Below are 16,117 nucleotides of genomic sequence, written 5' to 3' on the forward strand. Positions count from 1 at the left end.
AACTGGACCGATTCCTCCGCGAAACCGGCCCCCACGACCCCACCCACGACGACCACCCCGACCAACCAGACCCCCACGACTCCATCTGGCCACGCGCCGACCAAGCACAGTACGACGACGACCCACCGTTCTGAGCCGTGGCCCGGCATCATGTCCGTGCGCAGTACCCTTGGCTCCCATGCGGTACGGATACCTCGGCCCCGAGACCACCTTCACCCACCAGGCACTCCTGCAGGCCCTCGCGGTCATGCCCGAGGAGTTCGTCGCCACGGTGGAGCAGGTGCCGTTCACTGCCGTCGCGACCGCCACCACCGATCTCCTCGCCGGGGACATCGACGCTCTCATCGCCCCGATCGAGAACTCCGTCGAAGGTGGCGTCTCCGGCACCCTGGACGTGCTGGCCGCCACCGACTCCATCACGATCATCGCCGAACAGATCGTGCAGGTCACCTTCGTGCTCGCCGCCCGCGAACCGACCGAGATCGCCGATCTCCAGGTGGTCTCCTCCCATCCCCACGCGCAGGCGCAGGTGCAGGGCTGGCTGCGCAGCAACGTTCCGGGCGCGGACGTCGCCACCGCCTCGTCGACCGCTGCCGCCGCGCGGGACCTCGCCGCCATGAGCCCGCAGGAGGGCCGTGGGCGCGCAGCCGTGTGCTCACCGCTGGCCGCAGAGCACTTCGGGTTGACCGTCCTCGCGGAGCAGATCGAGGACAACGCGGGCGCCCAGACCCGGTTCGTGCTGGTGACCCGAGAGGGCAGGATCCCCGCACCCACCGGCGCCGACAAGACGACGCTGGTGCTCCAGCTGCCGCACAACCGCTCCGGTGCGCTGCTCGAGTCGCTCGAGATGTTCAACGCCAACGGCGTGAACCTCTCCCGGATCGAGTCGCGACCCCTCGGAGACTTCCTGGGCCGGTACTCGTTCTCGATCGACGTCGAAGGGCACATCGAGGACCGCCGCGTCGCCGCCGCCCTGCGCGCGCTGCACCGGATCTGCCCCGTCGTGCACTACCTCGGCTCCTACCCGCGCATCGATGGCGCTCGCCCTGACCTGCGCGAGGAATTCGCCGACGACACCTACGACGAGGCGCACGCCTGGATCGAGAAGCTGACCGGCATGGTGACGCCGCAGTCCTCGAACTGAGTGCGCTCGACGAATTGAGTGCGCTCGACGAACTGAGTGCGCTCGACGCTCCCGCCGCTCCTGGAGACCCAGCCGGCGTGGCGCCGCCGGACGGGCGAGCGGCTTCTCCCGCCGACTCTCTGCAACTGCAGTCTGCAGCGATCGCGGCAGAAGCAGGCGTGCTCCCGCGCGGCTCCCTACTCCCGAGCCGCTCAGGGCTGCGAGATCTCCGTGCCGGCCGGGACCCGCAGGCGCAGCACGCCCGGGTCGATCCGGGCGATCAGGTGCGTGGCCTCGGCGTCGGTGTCGCCGTCCAGCTGCACGGGCTGAGCCTTCGTGGTCGCGACCCGCAGTTCGGTGGCCTGGTAGCGCTCCATCGACGAGAGCCTCGTGGTCTCGGCGAACTTCCCCTTCGGGACCAGCTTCGGATTCACGACCTCCGTGAGCACCTGGCTGAACCCCGCGGCGCCCTTCCAGCCGGCCACCACGACCTCGAGGCGGCCATTGTCCGCGGTCGCGTCGGGCATGAGCACGAAACCGCCGGGCAGCTTGCCGACGTTGCCCAGCAGCACGGTGCGGGCCTTGTGCGCGTGACGGGTGCCGTCGGGGAAGTCGAGCACCACATCGACCGAACGGCCCAGGATGGTGCGCACCCCACCGAGCACGTAGGCGATCCACCCCAGGCGCTTCTTCATCGTCGGATCCGTGTGGCCGATCATCTCCGCGTCCGCGCCGAACCCGGCGATCACCAGGAATATCTGCTCAGCAGCGGCGGCGGCTTCGGAGGCAGAGGCCCCCTTGCGCAGCCAGCCGACGTCGATGCGGCGGTCGTGGCCGGTCACTGCTGCAGTCATCGCTGCGGCCGGATCCTCCAGGGGCACGTCCAGGTTGCGGGCCAACAGGTTCCCGGTGCCCGCCGGGATGATGGCCATGCGGGTGTCGGTGCCGGCGAGCACGGAGGCCACCAGGCGCACGGTGCCATCGCCACCGGCGGCGACGACCAGGTCAGCGCCCTCCTCGCGGGCCTGACGGGCCTGACCGCGGCCCGGATCCTCCGGAGTCGTCTCGTAGAAGGAGATCTCGGCACCCTCGAGACGCTCGACGACCTCGCGCACGCTGGTCTTGAAGACGTCGGCGTCGTCGAACTTCGACGGATTGAGCACGACACCGACCTTCGTCACCCGATCCGGGCTGACAGGGGCGTCGGCGTCCACGTCCTCCCCGCGGCCGGCCGCAGTCTCGGACCCGGATTCCGACGTCTCCCCGGCGCCCGATCCGTCCTGCCCCGTGACCTGCTCCGTCGAGGCGCGCAGCGCAGCGATCTCGCGGCGATGACGGCCCAGGTGTCGCAGGACCACGACCAGCAGCACGACGGCCACGACCATGATCACGACCGAGGCGATGCTGAGAAGAAGAAGAGTCTGGTCCATGGCCACAGGATACTGACGCCGACGGCCGCCGGAAGCGGTCGACGCCGCAGGTACCCTGGTGCAATGATCGATCTGCGGCTCCTGCGCGAGAATCCCGAAGCTGTCCGCGACGCCCAGAGGGCTCGCCGACGTGACCCCGCCACCGTCGACGCGGTGCTCGAGTCCGATTCGCGCTGGCGCGAGGCCACGACCTCCTTCGAGTCCGCGCGCGCCGAGCAGAAGGCCTTCGGCAAGAAGGTCGCGCAGGCCACGGGTGAGGAGAAGCAGGCGCTGCTGGCCGACGTCAAGCAGCTGGCTGCCGACGTCAAGCGTCTCGAGGCCGAGGCGAACGAAGCAATCACCACCCGCGACGAAGCCCTGCGCGCCATCCCGAACCTCGCCGAGGGTGCCCCTGAGGGCCTGGAGGCGGACTTCGCGCTGCGTGAGACCGTGGGTGATGTCCCGCGCTTCGACCACCCGGTCAAGGACCACCTGGAGATCGCGGAAGGTCTCCGGGCGATCGACATGGCCCGCGGCGCGAAGGTCTCCGGCGCCCGCTTCTACTTCCTGCGCGGCGTCGGCGCCCAGCTCGAGCTCGCGATCCTGAACTCCGCGATCGACCAGGCCACCAAGGCCGGCTTCACCCCGATGATCACCCCGACCCTGGTGCTGCCGGAGTCGATGGAGGGCACCGGCTTCCTCGGCGAGCACGCCGACGAGGTCTACCACCTGGACAAGGGCGACGATCTCTACCTCGTCGGCACCAGCGAGGTGGCGCTGGCCAGCTACCACAAGGGCGAGATCCTCGACCTGACCGACGGCCCCATCCGCTACGCCGGCTGGAGTGCCTGCTATCGCCGCGAGGCCGGCAGCTACGGCAAGGACACTCGCGGCATCATCCGCGTCCACCAGTTCCACAAGGTCGAGATGTTCTCGTACTGCCGCATCGAGGACTCCTACGAGGAGCACGAGCGTCTGCTGGATCTGGAGCGGGAGATGATGGCCCGCATCGACGTGCCCTACCGGATCATCGATACCGCCGCCGGCGACCTCGGCACCTCTGCCGCCCGGAAGTACGACTGCGAGGCGTGGATGCCCAGCCAGGACACCTACCGCGAGCTCACCTCCACCTCGAACACCACCCAGTTCCAGGCGAGGCGCCTCAACATCCGGGAGCGGACCGAGGAAGGCCTGCGCCCCGTGGCGACGCTGAACGGCACCCTCGGCACCACCCGTTTCATCGCGGCGATCCTCGAGAACCACCAGCAGGCCGACGGCTCCGTCGTGGTCCCGGAGGGCCTGCGCCCCTACCTCGGCGGGCGCGAGACCTTCGACGTGGTGGCCTGAGATGAACGCCCTGCGACGGATGCTGGGTGCCCTGCGTCACCGCCGGTTCACCCGGTCGTCAGACGCCGCTGGCACACTGCCGGATATGAATGCCACCACCGCGCTGACCGACCGTGACGCGACCCGCTCCCGGCTCCAGGGCCATCTGCGCGAGCTCGCCGGGAACCGTCTGCTGCTCGGCCTCGACGTCGACGGCACCCTGGTCGACCACGACGGCATGATGACCTCGCCGATGCGCGAGGCACTGCAGCAGGCCGCCGAGGAGCACACTGTCGTCATCGCGACCGGCCGCTCGATCGGCGCGACCCTGCCGATCGTCGAGGCGGCCGGCATCACCCGCGGCTACGCGGTCTGCTCCAACGGCGCGGTCACCCTGGAGATGGATCCGGAGGCCGACGGCGGCCACCGCATCATCGACACCCGTTCCTTCCAGCCCGGCCACGCTCTGCGCACCCTGCGCGAGGTCGCCCCCGACGCCCATTACGCGGTCGAGATGGCCGACGGCAGCTTCCGGGCCACCGCCGGGTTCCAGGACGCGAGCTTCGGGGTGCAGGCCATCGAGCATCCGCTGGAGGACCTCCTGGAGCTCGAAGCGGTGCGCGTCGTGGTGCACGTGCCCGACCTGTCCCCGCAGGAGTTCAGCAAGGTCATCGCCGAATCCGGCGTGCACGGCGTGGAGTACTCGATCGGCTGGACGGCCTGGCTGGACATGGCCGCCCCCGGAATCTCCAAGGCCAGCGCCCTCGAGGAGATCCGCACGCAGCTCGACATCGAGCAGGCCCACACGGTCACCGTCGGCGACGGCTTCAACGACACCGAGATGCTCACCTGGGCCGGCGTCGGCGTCGCGATGGGCCAGGCCCCGCAGGGCGTCAAGGATACGGCCGATACAGTCACCGACTCCGTCTTCGAGGACGGCACCGTGCTGGTGCTGGAGCTGCTCCGCAGCTGACCCGCGCAGGGCCGCCCGTGGGCGGTGCGATCCTCCTCGGCGGAGGGGCGTACTATTCCGCGCGTGCTGTTACTCGGAACACGACGGGCTGTAGCCCTCGATAGGCGACCGCGGCCCGCGCGCACCCTCCTTCTGGGATTCGCGGGAGCCGGGCTGATCGGGGCCGTGCTGCTCCTGCTCCCGGCGGCGACCACCGGGCCCGGGGGAGCGACGCTCCTGGAAGCCCTGTTCACTGCGGTGTCCGCACTCTGCGTGACCGGTCTGGTCGTGGTCGACACCCCGACGTACTGGTCGCCCTTCGGGCAGGCCGTGATCCTCGCGCTGATCCAGATCGGCGGCTTCGGGGTCATGACCTTCGCCTCCGTCGTGGGCATCACCGTCATCCGCAAGCTGTCGCTGAGCTCGAAGCTCACCGCCGCCACGGAGGCGAAGAGCTCTGGCATCGCGGACATCCGCGCCCTGGTGATCGGCATCGTGCGGATCTCCCTCGCGATCGAGGCGGTGGCCGCCGTGATCCTCACCCTGCGCTTCGCGCTCGCCTATGACGAGGCGTGGGGGAGAGCCCTATGGCTCGGGGTGTTCCATGCCGTCTCCGCCTTCAACAACGCCGGCTTCGCGCTGTTCAGCGACAGCCTCATGTCGTTCGCCGATGATCCGGTGATCCTGCTGACCGCCAGCTTCGCCACCGTTCTGGGAGGCGTCGGTTTCCCGGTGCTGGTGCAACTGGGCAAGCACCTGGGGACCCCCCGGCTGTGGTCCATGAATACCCGGATCGTGGTCGCCGCGACCCCGCTGCTCCTTGCGCTGGGCACGCTCTACATCACGGCGCTGGAGTGGAACAACCCGAACACTCTCGGTGGCCTGTCCGTGCCGGCCCGGATCCTCAACGGCTTCGCGATGTCCGCCCAGACCCGGACCGCCGGATTCAACAGCATCGACACCAGCGCGATGGATCCGGCGACCTGGCTGGGCATGGATCTGCTGATGTTCATCGGCGGCGGCCCGGCCGGAACCGCCGGCGGAATCAAGGTCACCACCTTCGCCGTGCTCTTCTTCCTCATGTGGGGCGAGCTGCGGGGAGCGGGAGCCGTGACGGTGTTCGGCAAGAGGCTCTCGCGGGCGGTGCACCGCCAGGCGATCACCGTCATCGTGCTGGCGGTGGGACTGGTCGCGGTCTCCACGATCACCCTCATGGTGCTGACCGAGTTCTCCCTCGACGAGATCCTGTTCGAAGTCGTCTCCGCCTTCGCCACCGTGGGACTGTCCACCGGGATCACCGCCGACCTGCCCGGCGCCGCACAGCTCGTGCTGATCGCGCTGATGTTCATCGGCCGGCTCGGGCCGATCACGGCGGCCGCTGCCCTGGCCCTGCGGCCGCGCCAGCTCCTCTACGACCTCCCCAAGGAAAGGCCCATCATTGGCTAAGCACAGATTCTTCGGACGCACCGATCCGGCCCGCGTCGCCTCGGCGAACGCGGTGGCCGTCATCGGGCTGGGACGCTTCGGGCAATCACTCGCCCTCGAGCTCATGAAGGACGGCGCCGAGGTGCTGGGCATCGACGCCCGGGAGGAGGTCGTCCAATCGCTCAACGGGCAGCTCACCCACGTCGTCGCGGCCGACGCCACCCAGGAGCAGGTGCTCCGCCAGCTGTCGATCCCCGAATTCGATCGCGTGGTGATCGCGATCGGCAGCGACGTGCAGGCGAGCATCCTGGTCACGTCCCTGCTGCTGCGCTTCAGCATTCCGCAGATCTGGGCGAAGGCCGTCAGCGATGCCCATGGACTGATCCTCCATCAGCTGGGGATCCCGCACGTCGTGTACCCCGAGAAGGACATGGGGCGGCGGGTGGCGCACATCGTGCGCGGCAGCATGCAGGACTTCATCGAGATCGACTCCGACTTCGCGATGGTCAAGACCGAGGTGCATACAGGGTTCGTGGGCATCCGGCTCGGGGACAGCGAGATCCGTCGCAAGCATGGCGTGACCGTCACCTCGGTGAAGCACCCCGGCGAGCACTGGGAGGCCGCCAGCGCCGACACGGTCCTCCGCGCCGGTGACACCATCCTGGTCACCGGGCCCACCAAGCAGGCGGAGCGGTTCAGCCGGATGGGGTGACCCGGTCAGCTCTCCTGGACCTGCAGGACCACCTTGCCCAGGTGCCCGCCCTCGCGCAGCACCGCGTGGGCGGCGGCCGCCTCCTCGAGCGGGAGGCGGGCGTGGATCGGAATCGTCAGCGAGCCGTCGGTCAGCATCGGCCACACCAGTGCGTGGGTGGCGTCGAGGATCTCGTGCTTGGCCTCGGAACGTCGCGAGCGCAGCGTGGTGCCGATGACCCGGCCCCGCTTGCCCATGAGTTTCCCCACCGGCAGCTCTCCGCTCGCGCCGCCCAGGGTGCCGATGATGACCAGGCGTCCATGCTCGCGCAGCATCCCGACGTTGTCCGCCAGCGCCGGCCCGCCGACCACGTCGAGGATGACGTCGGCGCCGCCGGTCTCGCGCACCGCCTCGAGCAGGTCGGTGGTGTGGCGGTTCCATGCCATATCGGCACCCAGCTCGCGCACCTGCGCGACCGCCTCGTCGGAGCCGACGGTCGTGAGCACGCGCGCCCCGAGATGCCGGGCGATCTGGATCGCGGCGGTGCCGATGCCGCCGGTTCCGCCGTGGATCAGCACGGTCTCGCCCTCGGTCAGGCCCGCCTCGAGCACGAGGTTGGAGACCACGGTCGCGCATACCTCGACCACGCCCGCGGCGTCGACGAGGTCCATGCCGTCAGGCACCGGCAGCAGCTGGCCCTCCGGGACGGCGACCACCGCGGCGTAGCCGCCGCCGGCGAGCAGGGCGACCACGGCCTCGCCGGTATCGCGGCGGTGCCCGGAGACCTCGAGCCCGGGCAGCTCGGAGGTGTCCGGGGGAGGCGGATAGAGTCCGGCCGTCTGCGCGACGTCGGCCCGGTTCACCCCCACGGCGACCACGTCGACCAGCACCTCGCCGGGCGCCGGGACGGGCTCGGGGAGCTCGACGAGCTCGAGCTGGTGGTCCTCGGTGATCGAGATCGCGCGCATGGTCACTGCGTCACGTCCACGACGGTGCGGCCGCGGACCTCGCCGTCCAGGATCCGCTGCGCGTAGTCGATCGTCTCGGACAATCCGATGCTGGTGGTCATGACATCGAGCAGGTCGGGATCGAGCTCTCGGGCCAGGGCGTCCCAGGCACGTTCACGCATCGCCGGCGGGGCCTCCACCGAATTCACGCCGGCGAGGGTCACGCCGCGCAGGATGAAGGGCAGCACCGTGCTCGGCAGGTCCGGGCCCTGGGCGAGACCGTAGGCGGCGACCGTGCCGCCCCACGCGGTCTGGGCGAGGATGTTGGTGAGCGTCGTGCTGCCCACGGCGTCGATCGCGCCCACCCAGCGCTGGGACTGCAGAGGCCGGCCGGGTTCCTCGGAGAGCTCGCGGCGGTTGATGACGTCGGCCGCTCCGAGCTCACGCAGGTACTCGGAGTTCTCCTCGCCGCGGCCGGTCGAGGCGACCACGCGGTGCCCGCGGGCGGCGAGCAGGGCGACTGAGACGGAACCGGCGCCCCCTGAGGCGCCCGTGACCAGCACGTCTCCGCTGCCGGGCTCGACTCCGCCGTCCTCCAGCCGCAGCACGGAGAGCATCGCGGTGAATCCGGCGGTGCCGATCGCTGCGGCTCGCTCGGGGGAGAGGTCGGCCGGCAGCCGCACCAGGGCGTCCGGTCGCACCTTGGCGCGGGTCGCGAAGCCGCCGTGGAGGGACTCGCCGATGCCGTCCCCGTTGAGGATCACCAGGTCGCCGGCGGAGTACTGCTCGTCCTGCGATCCGGTGACCCGGCCCACCAGGTCGATGCCGGGGATCAGCGGGAAGCGGCGGGCGATGCCCGAGCCCGCGATCGCCATGGCGTCCTTGTAGTTGTAGCTCGAGAACAGCACATCCAGCTCGAGGGGGCCGGTGAGCAGGGACTCGTCGGCGTCCTCCACGAGGCGGGCGTCGGCGCCCTCGGATTCGATCAGTACGGCGCGCATGTGGGCGTCCCTCCGTCGAGTGCAGGTGGGCCCACCCTAGTTGCGCCCACGTCGGCGTGGGTCCCGGGCGTGCAGACGCGGCGGCGGGACATCGCGAGGGGTTGACGATACGGCGGTTCCATGGTTCATTAGTGGAGTAATGAACCAACTCACCAGGAGGCGACGTGCTGGACGAGACGAAGCCGCTCTTCATCGCCGTCGCGGAGCAGATCGAGGACGGGATCCTCGACGCCACCTACCCGGAGGGATCGCCCGTGCCGTCGACCAATGAACTCGCCGCCTTCCTCCGCATCAACCCCGCCACCGCCGGCAAGGGACTGAATCGCCTGGTCGATGCCGGCGTCCTGGTCAAGCGGCGCGGCGTGGGCATGTTCGTCGCCCCCGGCGCGATCGAACAGCTGCGCCGACGACGCCGCGAGGCCTTCACCCAGACCTATCTCGTCCCGCTGCTGCGCGAAGCCGCCCAGCTGGACATCACCGCCCACGAACTCGCCCAGATGATCACGAAGGAGGCATCCCGATGAACGCCCTCGAAACCCGGGAGCTCAGCAAGCACTATCGAGACGTCGCCGCGATCGACGACGTCAGCATCTCCCTCGAGGAGAATCGCGTCCACGGCCTGCTGGGCCGCAACGGCGCCGGCAAGACCACCCTGATGAAACTGCTGACGGCCCAGATCTTCGCCACCTCCGGGAGCATGCGCGTGCTGGGGGAGGATCCGGTCGAGAACGCCGGGGTCCTCTCGCAGACCTGCTTCATCCAGGAGAGCCAGAAGTACCCCGACGGGTTCCGTCCGCTGGATGTCATGCGGATCTCGCAGGGCCTCTACCCGGCCTGGGATCAAGAGCTGGCCCGCGACCTGGTGGCCGATTTCCGGCTGCCCGAGAAGCGGGCGATCCGCAAGCTCTCACGCGGTCAGCTCTCCGCCGTCGGCATCATCATCGGGCTCGCCTCGCGGGCACCGCTGACCTTCTTCGACGAGCCGTACCTGGGCCTGGACGCCGTCGCCCGCCGACTGTTCTTCGACCGTCTGCTGGCCGACTACGCCGAACACCCCCGCACGATCGTCCTGTCCACCCACCACATCGATGAGGTCTCCAACCTCCTGGAGCACGTGGTGCTGCTGGACGAGGGCAAGGTCATGCTCGACGAGGAGGCCGACGCCCTCCAGAGCGCCGCGATCGAGGTCTCCGGCCGCCTGACCGAGGTCGACGAGTTCACGACCACCGCCGAGGTGCTGCACACCGCCCGCATCGGAGCACTCGCCACCGCCACCATCGTCGCCGACGGCGAGCAGACCGCGGCAGCCGCTCGCGCCGCAGGGCTCGACGTGGCACCGGTGTCACTCCAGAACTACATCGTTCACCGCACGACCGCCGCGGCGCCCGCGGCGGCCCGCTGAGAGGAGCCCCGACATGCGATCCCGCACTGTCATCGACCTGTACTTCGTCAACCGCATGCAGGCCTACGGGTGGCCGATCCTCGTGATGGTCCTCGCACTGGGCATCGTTCTCGCCGTCGGCGCGATCGTCGGCACCCAGGGCGCCGAGGCGCGAGCGGGGATGTACGAGGGTATGACCTGGAGTGGAGCGATCTTCTCCCTGCTCGGCCCCATGATCGGGTACGGCTTCGTCTCCATGGGGCAGTACTTTCCCCTCGCCCTGGGGCTCGGACTGACCCGTCGTGAGTTCGCGATCGGCCAGAGCCTCCTGTTCCTCGGCAACGCCCTGGCCTACGCCCTGCTGATCACGATCGGCAAGACCCTCGAGGTCGCCACCGGTGGCTTCGGCCTGCAGATCCGATTCTTCGACGTGTTCTACACCGGGACCGGCGCCTCCTGGCAGACCTTCGTCCAGACCTTCCTGCTGATCGTGGCCACCCTCTTCCTCGGCGCCGCCATCACCTCCGCGTTCCTCCGATTCGGGCAGCCCTTCATCTGGCTCGGCGGCAGTCTCCTGGGGATCCTCGGCGTGGCGATGGTCGCGGGCATCGTCCTGGTCGACGGCTTCGGTGCCCAGCTGCTGGAGCTGTTCACCCTCGGCTGGGGGTCCTGGATGGGCGTGATCGCCGTGATCGGACTCCTCTCAGCGGGCACCTGGCTGCTGCTGGTGCGACGCACGCAGGTGCCGTGAGCCCGGCCTGCTCCCGGTACACTCTCGGGGTGCCTCCGGGCACCGGGAGGGTTGTCAGAGCGGCCGAATGAGATGGTCTTGAAAACCATTGTGCGGTAACCCCGTACCGCGGGTTCGAATCCCGCACCCTCCGCTGCTGAGCACAGTCGCGGCACCAGGTCCCATCGGTGCCGCGACAGGTGCGTCCGGGCACTCAGCCGTCGGCGAGACCCACCTCCGTCCGTGCCCACGCGGCCACCTCGCGGGCCAGCTCCCGGTCCAGTGCGGCAGGAGACCGGCGCAGGAACGTCGGCCGTCCCCGCAGCGCGCCGCGCCCGTCCGGACCGATGTAGGAGCCGGGCGGCAGCGGCTGCGTCGCAGCCATCAGCACCGCGGCCGCGCCCCGGACGGCGGACATCGCGATAGGGCGGGTCACGTCGGTGACGAGCCGGTCGAGGCGGGCGGACCCGGTCGCGTTCTGCAGGTTCGTGAGCACCCAACCGGGATGCACGAGCTGCAGGTCCACCCCGGTGCCTCGAGCCTGCAAGCGATCGGCGAGGTCGCGGCCCCACAGCATCGTCGAGAGCTTCGAGCGGCCGTAGGCGGCGCGCAGCGACCAGCCGCCGCGGCGGAAATGGGGGTCGGACAGGTCGATCCGTCCGAAGGTGTGGGACTGCGAGGCGACGATCACGATCCGTTCCCTCACCCGAGGAAGCAGCAGCTCCGTCAGCAGCAGCGGCGCGAGCGCATTGACGCCCATCATCAGCTCGTGGCCATCGGCCGTCGTCCCCCGGCGCCGGGAGACGACGCCGGCGACACTGATGAGCAGGTCGATCCCGCGATCGCCGACTGTCCGCGCGATCTCGTCGGCCCCGTGGCGGACGGAGTCGAGGTCGGCGAGGTCCAGGTGCGTCAGCCGCACGGCGTCGGGGCGGCCGGTCTCGTGGGCGATGCGCTGCGCGACGATCTCGCCCTTGCTGCGGGAGCGCACCGGCAGCACGAGCTCTGCGCCCCACCGGGCCAGCTGCAGTGCGGCCTCGCGCCCCAGCCCGTCGCTGGCTCCTGTCATGACGACGGTGCGACCGGTGAGGTCGGGCTCGGGCAGGTGCTCCCATTCCATGGCGTTCATCGCGCCATCGTAGGGATGGCGTCTGCGTGATCCTGACCGGGCGACCCGCCGCTAGGACACGGGCTCGGCCCCGCGTAGCATGAGCCTGTCGTCGTACCAGGTCGGACGGGTGAGGGCGTGACCGCCCGCCGGCCGCCTCCCCACGACGCCGCACTCGGATCCCGCAGAGGAGCAATCAGCGATGGCCCAGTACACAGGTGTTGCAGTCAGCCCCGGCCGCGTGGTCGGCACCATCCGATCGATGGCCCCGCCGGTCGCCGAGCCGCCTGCGAGCGAGAAGCTCCCCGAGGGGGCCGATCCCGCCGCGGAGGCCGCGCGCATCCCGGTCGCGGCAGCCGCCGTGCAGGCCGCTCTGATCCGGTTGGCGGAGCGCGCCTCGGGCGATGGTTCGAAGATCCTGCAGGCCACCGCGCAGATGGCTGCCGACCCCTCGCTCACGCAGACCGCACAGGGCTTCGTGATCTCGGGCGGCAAGTCCCCGGCGCGCGCCGTCTGGGAAGCCGGCGACCAGGTCGCCACCATGCTCGAGGGCCTGGGCGGCTATATGGCCGAACGCGCCACCGACGTGCGCGACGTGCGCGCCCGCATCGTCGCCGAGCTGCGCGACGAGCAGGCGCCCGGCATCCCCGACATCGAGGAGCCTTTCGTGCTCACCGCGATCGACCTCGCCCCGGCGGATACCGCGACTCTCGACCCCAGCCGGGTGCTCGCACTGGTCACCTCCGACGGCGGCCCCCAGTCGCACACCGCGATCCTCGCCCGCCAGCTGGGCCTGCCCGCGATCGTCGCCGCCAAGAGCATCCACGAGTTCGCCGACGGCACCGAGGTGTTCGTCGATGCGGGCCTGGGCACGATCACCGATGAGGTCACCGACGAGCACCACCACTTCGCGGAGGCCTGGACCGAGCTGCAGAAGAACCCGCTGACCTACGAGGGGGGTGGGGGTGCGCTGGAGGACGGCACCCGCGTGCAGCTGCTCGCCAACATCGGCGGCGCCACGGACGCCGAGAAGGCCGCCGCCGCGAACGCCGACGGGGTGGGCCTGTTCCGCACCGAGTTCCTGTTCCTGGACCGCGAGGACGAGCCGAGTGTCGAGGAGCAGACCACCGCGTACGTGGCGGCGTTCGCACATCTCGCGGGCAAGAAGGTCGTGGTGCGCACGATCGATGCCGGCGCCGACAAGCCGCTGCCCTTCCTCACCGACGCCGAGGAGCCCAACCCGGCTCTCGGCGTGCGCGCCTACCGCACCTCCTGGGAGAAGCGCTCGGTGCTCACCAATCAGCTCGACGCGATCGCCGCCGCGGCGAAGCAGTCCGACGCGAAGCCCTGGGTGATGGCCCCGATGATCTCCACCGTCACCGAGACCGAGGATTTCGTGGCGCTGTGCCGCGAGCGCGGCCTCGAGCCGGCCGGGATCATGGTCGAGACGCCGTCCGCAGCGATCACCTCGGACCGTCAGCTGGCCGCCTGCGACTTCGCCTCGATCGGCACCAACGACCTCACCCAGTACACGATGGCCGCGGACCGCCAGCTGGGCTCCCTCGCCCACCTGAACAACCCGTGGCAGCCGGCCGTGCTCGCCCTCGTGAAGGCCACCTGCGACGGTGCCCGCGTCGCAGGCGGCGATCCGGAGGCCTTCGGGGAGAAGGCCAACAAGCCCGTCGGTGTCTGCGGTGAGGCCGCGGGCGATCCGGGCCTCGCGGTGGTGCTCGTGGGCCTGGGCGTGAACAGCCTGTCCATGACCCCGCGCTCGCTGCCGGCCGTCGCCAAGGTGCTCTCCACCGTGACCCTCGAGCAGGCGAAGGAGCTCGCGACCAAGGCCGTCGGCGCCCGCACCGCCGAGGACGCCAACAGCGCCGTGCGCGCGGGCCTGCCGATCCTCGGCGAACTGGGGCTGTGACCGGCCGGCCTGCTGGCCTGGTGACCGGCAGACCGGCTGACCGGCTAACCGGCAGACCGGTTGGCCCGTTGACCGGCTGACCTGGCGACCTGCTGACCGGCTGACCGGCTGACCGGCTGACCTGGTGATCTGGTGATCTGGTGAGCACAGCCGAAGGGCGCCCCGCCGAGTGTCGGTGGGGCGCCCTTCGGCGGTCGCGGCCGCCCCGGCCGACCTTCAGCGCTTCCTCGCGGCCGCCAGCTGCCGCAATGGCCGCCGCAACGAGTTGATCGACGAGAACTTCCATGGTGTGGAAGTTTTCGTCGATCAACTGTGCTGGACCGGGATTCGGTACTGGCCAGGAAGCCTCACTCGACGGGCGGGAGGCTCCGGGCAGGTCGGCACGAGAGGTGCGGGAAAGGTCAGATGCGGGAAGGTCGCCGGGGACGGCCGGACGGCTTCGCCCGGATCACTCCTCGGCGTCGAGGTCCTTCTCGAGGAGGTCGGCGAGCGCGTTGACCGACTCGTCGGCGCCGTCGCCCTCGGCGCGCAGGGTGACCTCGTCACCGTGGCCGGCGCCGAGCGTCATCAGCATGAGCATGCTGGAGGCCTGCACGGCATTGCTGCCGGCCTTCTCGATGGTGACGGTCGTGCTCTGCTCGGCGGCGGCCTGCGCGAAGATTCCTGCGGGGCGCGCGTGGAGCCCGGAGGCGCTGGCGATCTTGACGGTGCGCTCTGCCATGGTGTGTGCCTTTCGACGGGCCGTCGCGCGGATCGCGACGGGCAAGTGGCGCGGTCTCCCGCGCCGTGATCCTACGGTGATGACCTGGAATATACCGGTCTGATCAGGGCGCTCGGGGGAGCGTTGCCTGGGGTCGGGCTGTGCTGGGGCGTGTGCTGGTGTCTGTGCTCGCCAGCTGTACCGCCGGCCGAGGCCGCCGAGCGTGGCACGAGGCCGCGCTCGGCGGAGGTGACGCTCAGAGTGCGGACTGCCGGGCCGCGACGGCGTCGCGCACGGCAGGGAACAGCGGGTGCGATTCGTCCAGGCCCGTGATCTCGGCGGTGGCGGCGTCGGCGTCCTGTGTGCGCAGGATCTCCTGCAGACGGTCGACCTCGTCGTCATCGGCCGGGGTGAAGGCGAGCGCTGCGGAGAACGAGGCCAGCAGACCGTCGACGGCCAGGCCGCGCTCGGCGAGCTCGGCGGCGGGGCCCACGATCCGCTCGTGGCGCGAGAGCTTGCGCAGCGGCGCCCGCCCCACGCGCTCCACCGGATCCGGCAGCGCGGTGTTCGCGAAACGGCCCAGGACCTTGGCCACGTACTCCCGCTGCGTCTCCTCGGCGAAGCCGTACTTCGCCACCAGCAGCGCGGAGGTCTCGGTGAGCACGGCCTTGACCTTGCCGGTCACCGCGGCGTCGGAGATCGCATCGGCGATCTTCGCGTGTCCCTCCGCCCAGCCGTGCCAGGCGGTGGTGGCATGCCCGGTGTTCACTGTGAACAGCTTGCGTTCGATGTAGGGCCCGAGGTCCTCCACCCAGGTGATCCCCGGGACGTCGGGCTCGCGACCGTCGAAGGGGGTGCGGTCCACCGCCCATTCGTAGAAGTCCTCGACGGTGACGTCCAGGCCTGCAACCTCGGCCTGCACCGGCACGATCCGGTCCACTGCAGTGTTCGAGAACAGTGCCTTGTCGTCGAGATCCTCGCCCTGGTAGTTCGCGCGGATCTCCTGCTCCAGCAGGTCCGTCGCGTTGATCGCGTTCTCGCAGGCCATCACCGCGATGCGCGGTGCCCCGGCCGGGCGGGCCGCGATGCCGGCGGCGATGGTCGGCGCGACGAAGCGCAGGATGTGAGCGCCCACCGCCGTGGTGACGATGTCGGCCGAGGCGATCTGCTCGGTCAGTCCGTCGGGGTCCTGCGTGGAGTTGATCGCCGAGAAGCCGTCGACGACAATCTGCGACGGGCTCTGGCCGACGGTGCGGACCTCATAGGAGTCCGCGTCCTGCAACTGGGTGATCAGGGCGTCGGCGACGTCCGCGAACACCAGTTCGTACCCGGCCTCGTGCAGCAGCAGGCCCACGAAGCCACGCCCGATGTTGCCTGCTCCGAAATGGACTGCCTTCATGACC

At 70.1% G+C, this 16,117-nt stretch carries 15 protein-coding genes and 1 tRNA gene; 10 read left to right on the forward strand and 6 right to left on the reverse strand.

The annotated features are described in order from the left end of the window. Nucleotides 1–178: 178 nt before the first annotated feature. On the forward strand, nucleotides 179–1,144 hold the full coding sequence (gene pheA / locus INT51_RS20010; protein ID WP_193107179.1) for a prephenate dehydratase: 966 nt from the start codon (nucleotides 179–181) through the stop codon (nucleotides 1,142–1,144). A gap of 191 nt (nucleotides 1,145–1,335) precedes the next feature. On the opposite strand, the gene INT51_RS20015 is transcribed toward pheA, so the two are convergent. Beyond that, complete coding sequence (locus INT51_RS20015) at nucleotides 1,336–2,553, reverse strand: diacylglycerol kinase family protein (protein ID WP_193107180.1); 1,218 nt, start codon at nucleotides 2,551–2,553, stop codon at nucleotides 1,336–1,338. A gap of 63 nt (nucleotides 2,554–2,616) precedes the next feature. Here INT51_RS20015 and serS point away from each other — a divergent pair, with 63 nt between their 5' ends. The 4 genes from serS (at nucleotide 2,617) to INT51_RS20035 (ending at nucleotide 6,947) form a co-directional block, all read left to right on the forward strand. Then, entirely contained in the window at nucleotides 2,617–3,879 is a 1,263-nt protein-coding gene (gene serS / locus INT51_RS20020; RefSeq protein ID WP_193107181.1) for a serine--tRNA ligase, read from the forward strand. An 85-nt stretch (nucleotides 3,880–3,964) separates the two neighbouring features. Beyond that, the gene (locus tag INT51_RS20025) at nucleotides 3,965–4,831 is read left to right on the forward strand and encodes an HAD family hydrolase (RefSeq protein WP_193107182.1); all 867 of its coding nucleotides are present in this window, start codon (nucleotides 3,965–3,967) and stop codon (nucleotides 4,829–4,831) included. A gap of 165 nt (nucleotides 4,832–4,996) precedes the next feature. Further along, a complete protein-coding gene (locus tag INT51_RS20030; protein WP_370540841.1) occupies nucleotides 4,997–6,256 on the forward strand; it encodes a TrkH family potassium uptake protein in 1,260 nt (419 codons plus the stop codon). Continuing rightward, entirely contained in the window at nucleotides 6,249–6,947 is a 699-nt protein-coding gene (locus INT51_RS20035; protein ID WP_193107183.1) for a TrkA family potassium uptake protein, read from the forward strand. The genes INT51_RS20030 and INT51_RS20035 overlap by 8 nt, the downstream gene beginning before the upstream one ends. Nucleotides 6,948–6,952: 5 nt before the next feature. Here INT51_RS20035 and INT51_RS20040 read toward each other — a convergent pair whose 3' ends face one another. Both INT51_RS20040 and INT51_RS20045 read right to left on the reverse strand, forming a co-directional pair. Beyond that, the gene (locus INT51_RS20040) at nucleotides 6,953–7,894 is read right to left on the reverse strand and encodes an NAD(P)H-quinone oxidoreductase (RefSeq protein WP_193107184.1); all 942 of its coding nucleotides are present in this window, start codon (nucleotides 7,892–7,894) and stop codon (nucleotides 6,953–6,955) included. 2 nt (nucleotides 7,895–7,896) lie between these two features. Next, complete coding sequence (locus tag INT51_RS20045; RefSeq protein ID WP_193107185.1) at nucleotides 7,897–8,874, reverse strand: MDR family oxidoreductase; 978 nt, start codon at nucleotides 8,872–8,874, stop codon at nucleotides 7,897–7,899. Nucleotides 8,875–9,038: 164 nt separating this feature from the next. Here INT51_RS20045 and INT51_RS20050 point away from each other — a divergent pair, with 164 nt between their 5' ends. The 4 genes from INT51_RS20050 to INT51_RS20065 all read left to right on the forward strand — a co-directional run bounded on the left by INT51_RS20050 (nucleotide 9,039) and on the right by INT51_RS20065 (nucleotide 11,139). After that, nucleotides 9,039–9,398, forward strand: coding sequence for a GntR family transcriptional regulator (locus INT51_RS20050; protein ID WP_193107186.1), 360 nt, complete (start codon nucleotides 9,039–9,041; stop codon nucleotides 9,396–9,398). Further along, a complete protein-coding gene (locus INT51_RS20055; RefSeq protein ID WP_193107187.1) occupies nucleotides 9,395–10,276 on the forward strand; it encodes an ABC transporter ATP-binding protein in 882 nt (293 codons plus the stop codon). Before INT51_RS20050 ends, INT51_RS20055 begins: the two co-directional genes overlap by 4 nt. 13 nt (nucleotides 10,277–10,289) lie before the next feature. Continuing rightward, complete coding sequence (locus INT51_RS20060; protein WP_193107188.1) at nucleotides 10,290–11,006, forward strand: hypothetical protein; 717 nt, start codon at nucleotides 10,290–10,292, stop codon at nucleotides 11,004–11,006. Between the two features lie 45 nt (nucleotides 11,007–11,051). Continuing rightward, nucleotides 11,052–11,139: transfer RNA gene (locus INT51_RS20065), tRNA-Ser, on the forward strand. Between the two features lie 60 nt (nucleotides 11,140–11,199). Here the strand turns inward: INT51_RS20065 and INT51_RS20070 are convergent. Beyond that, nucleotides 11,200–12,114 carry an SDR family NAD(P)-dependent oxidoreductase gene (locus INT51_RS20070; protein WP_193107189.1) on the reverse strand — a complete coding sequence of 305 codons (915 nt, stop codon included), beginning with the start codon at nucleotides 12,112–12,114 and terminating at the stop codon, nucleotides 11,200–11,202. Nucleotides 12,115–12,295: 181 nt separating this feature from the next. Here INT51_RS20070 and ptsP point away from each other — a divergent pair, with 181 nt between their 5' ends. Beyond that, on the forward strand, nucleotides 12,296–14,014 hold the full coding sequence (gene ptsP / locus INT51_RS20075; RefSeq protein WP_193107190.1) for a phosphoenolpyruvate--protein phosphotransferase: 1,719 nt from the start codon (nucleotides 12,296–12,298) through the stop codon (nucleotides 14,012–14,014). 448 nt (nucleotides 14,015–14,462) lie between these two features. On the opposite strand, the gene INT51_RS20080 is transcribed toward ptsP, so the two are convergent. Together INT51_RS20080 and INT51_RS20085 are read right to left on the reverse strand one after the other, a co-directional pair. Further along, complete coding sequence (locus tag INT51_RS20080; protein WP_193107191.1) at nucleotides 14,463–14,735, reverse strand: HPr family phosphocarrier protein; 273 nt, start codon at nucleotides 14,733–14,735, stop codon at nucleotides 14,463–14,465. Between the two features lie 235 nt (nucleotides 14,736–14,970). Continuing rightward, nucleotides 14,971–16,113: a mannitol-1-phosphate 5-dehydrogenase gene (locus tag INT51_RS20085; protein ID WP_193107192.1), complete on the reverse strand. Its 1,143-nt coding sequence runs from the start codon at nucleotides 16,111–16,113 to the stop codon at nucleotides 14,971–14,973. Nucleotides 16,114–16,117 lie beyond the last annotated feature (4 nt).

Source organism: Brachybacterium sp. FME24 (genome assembly GCF_014897705.1).
Classification (GTDB): Bacteria; Actinomycetota; Actinomycetes; order Actinomycetales; family Dermabacteraceae; genus Brachybacterium.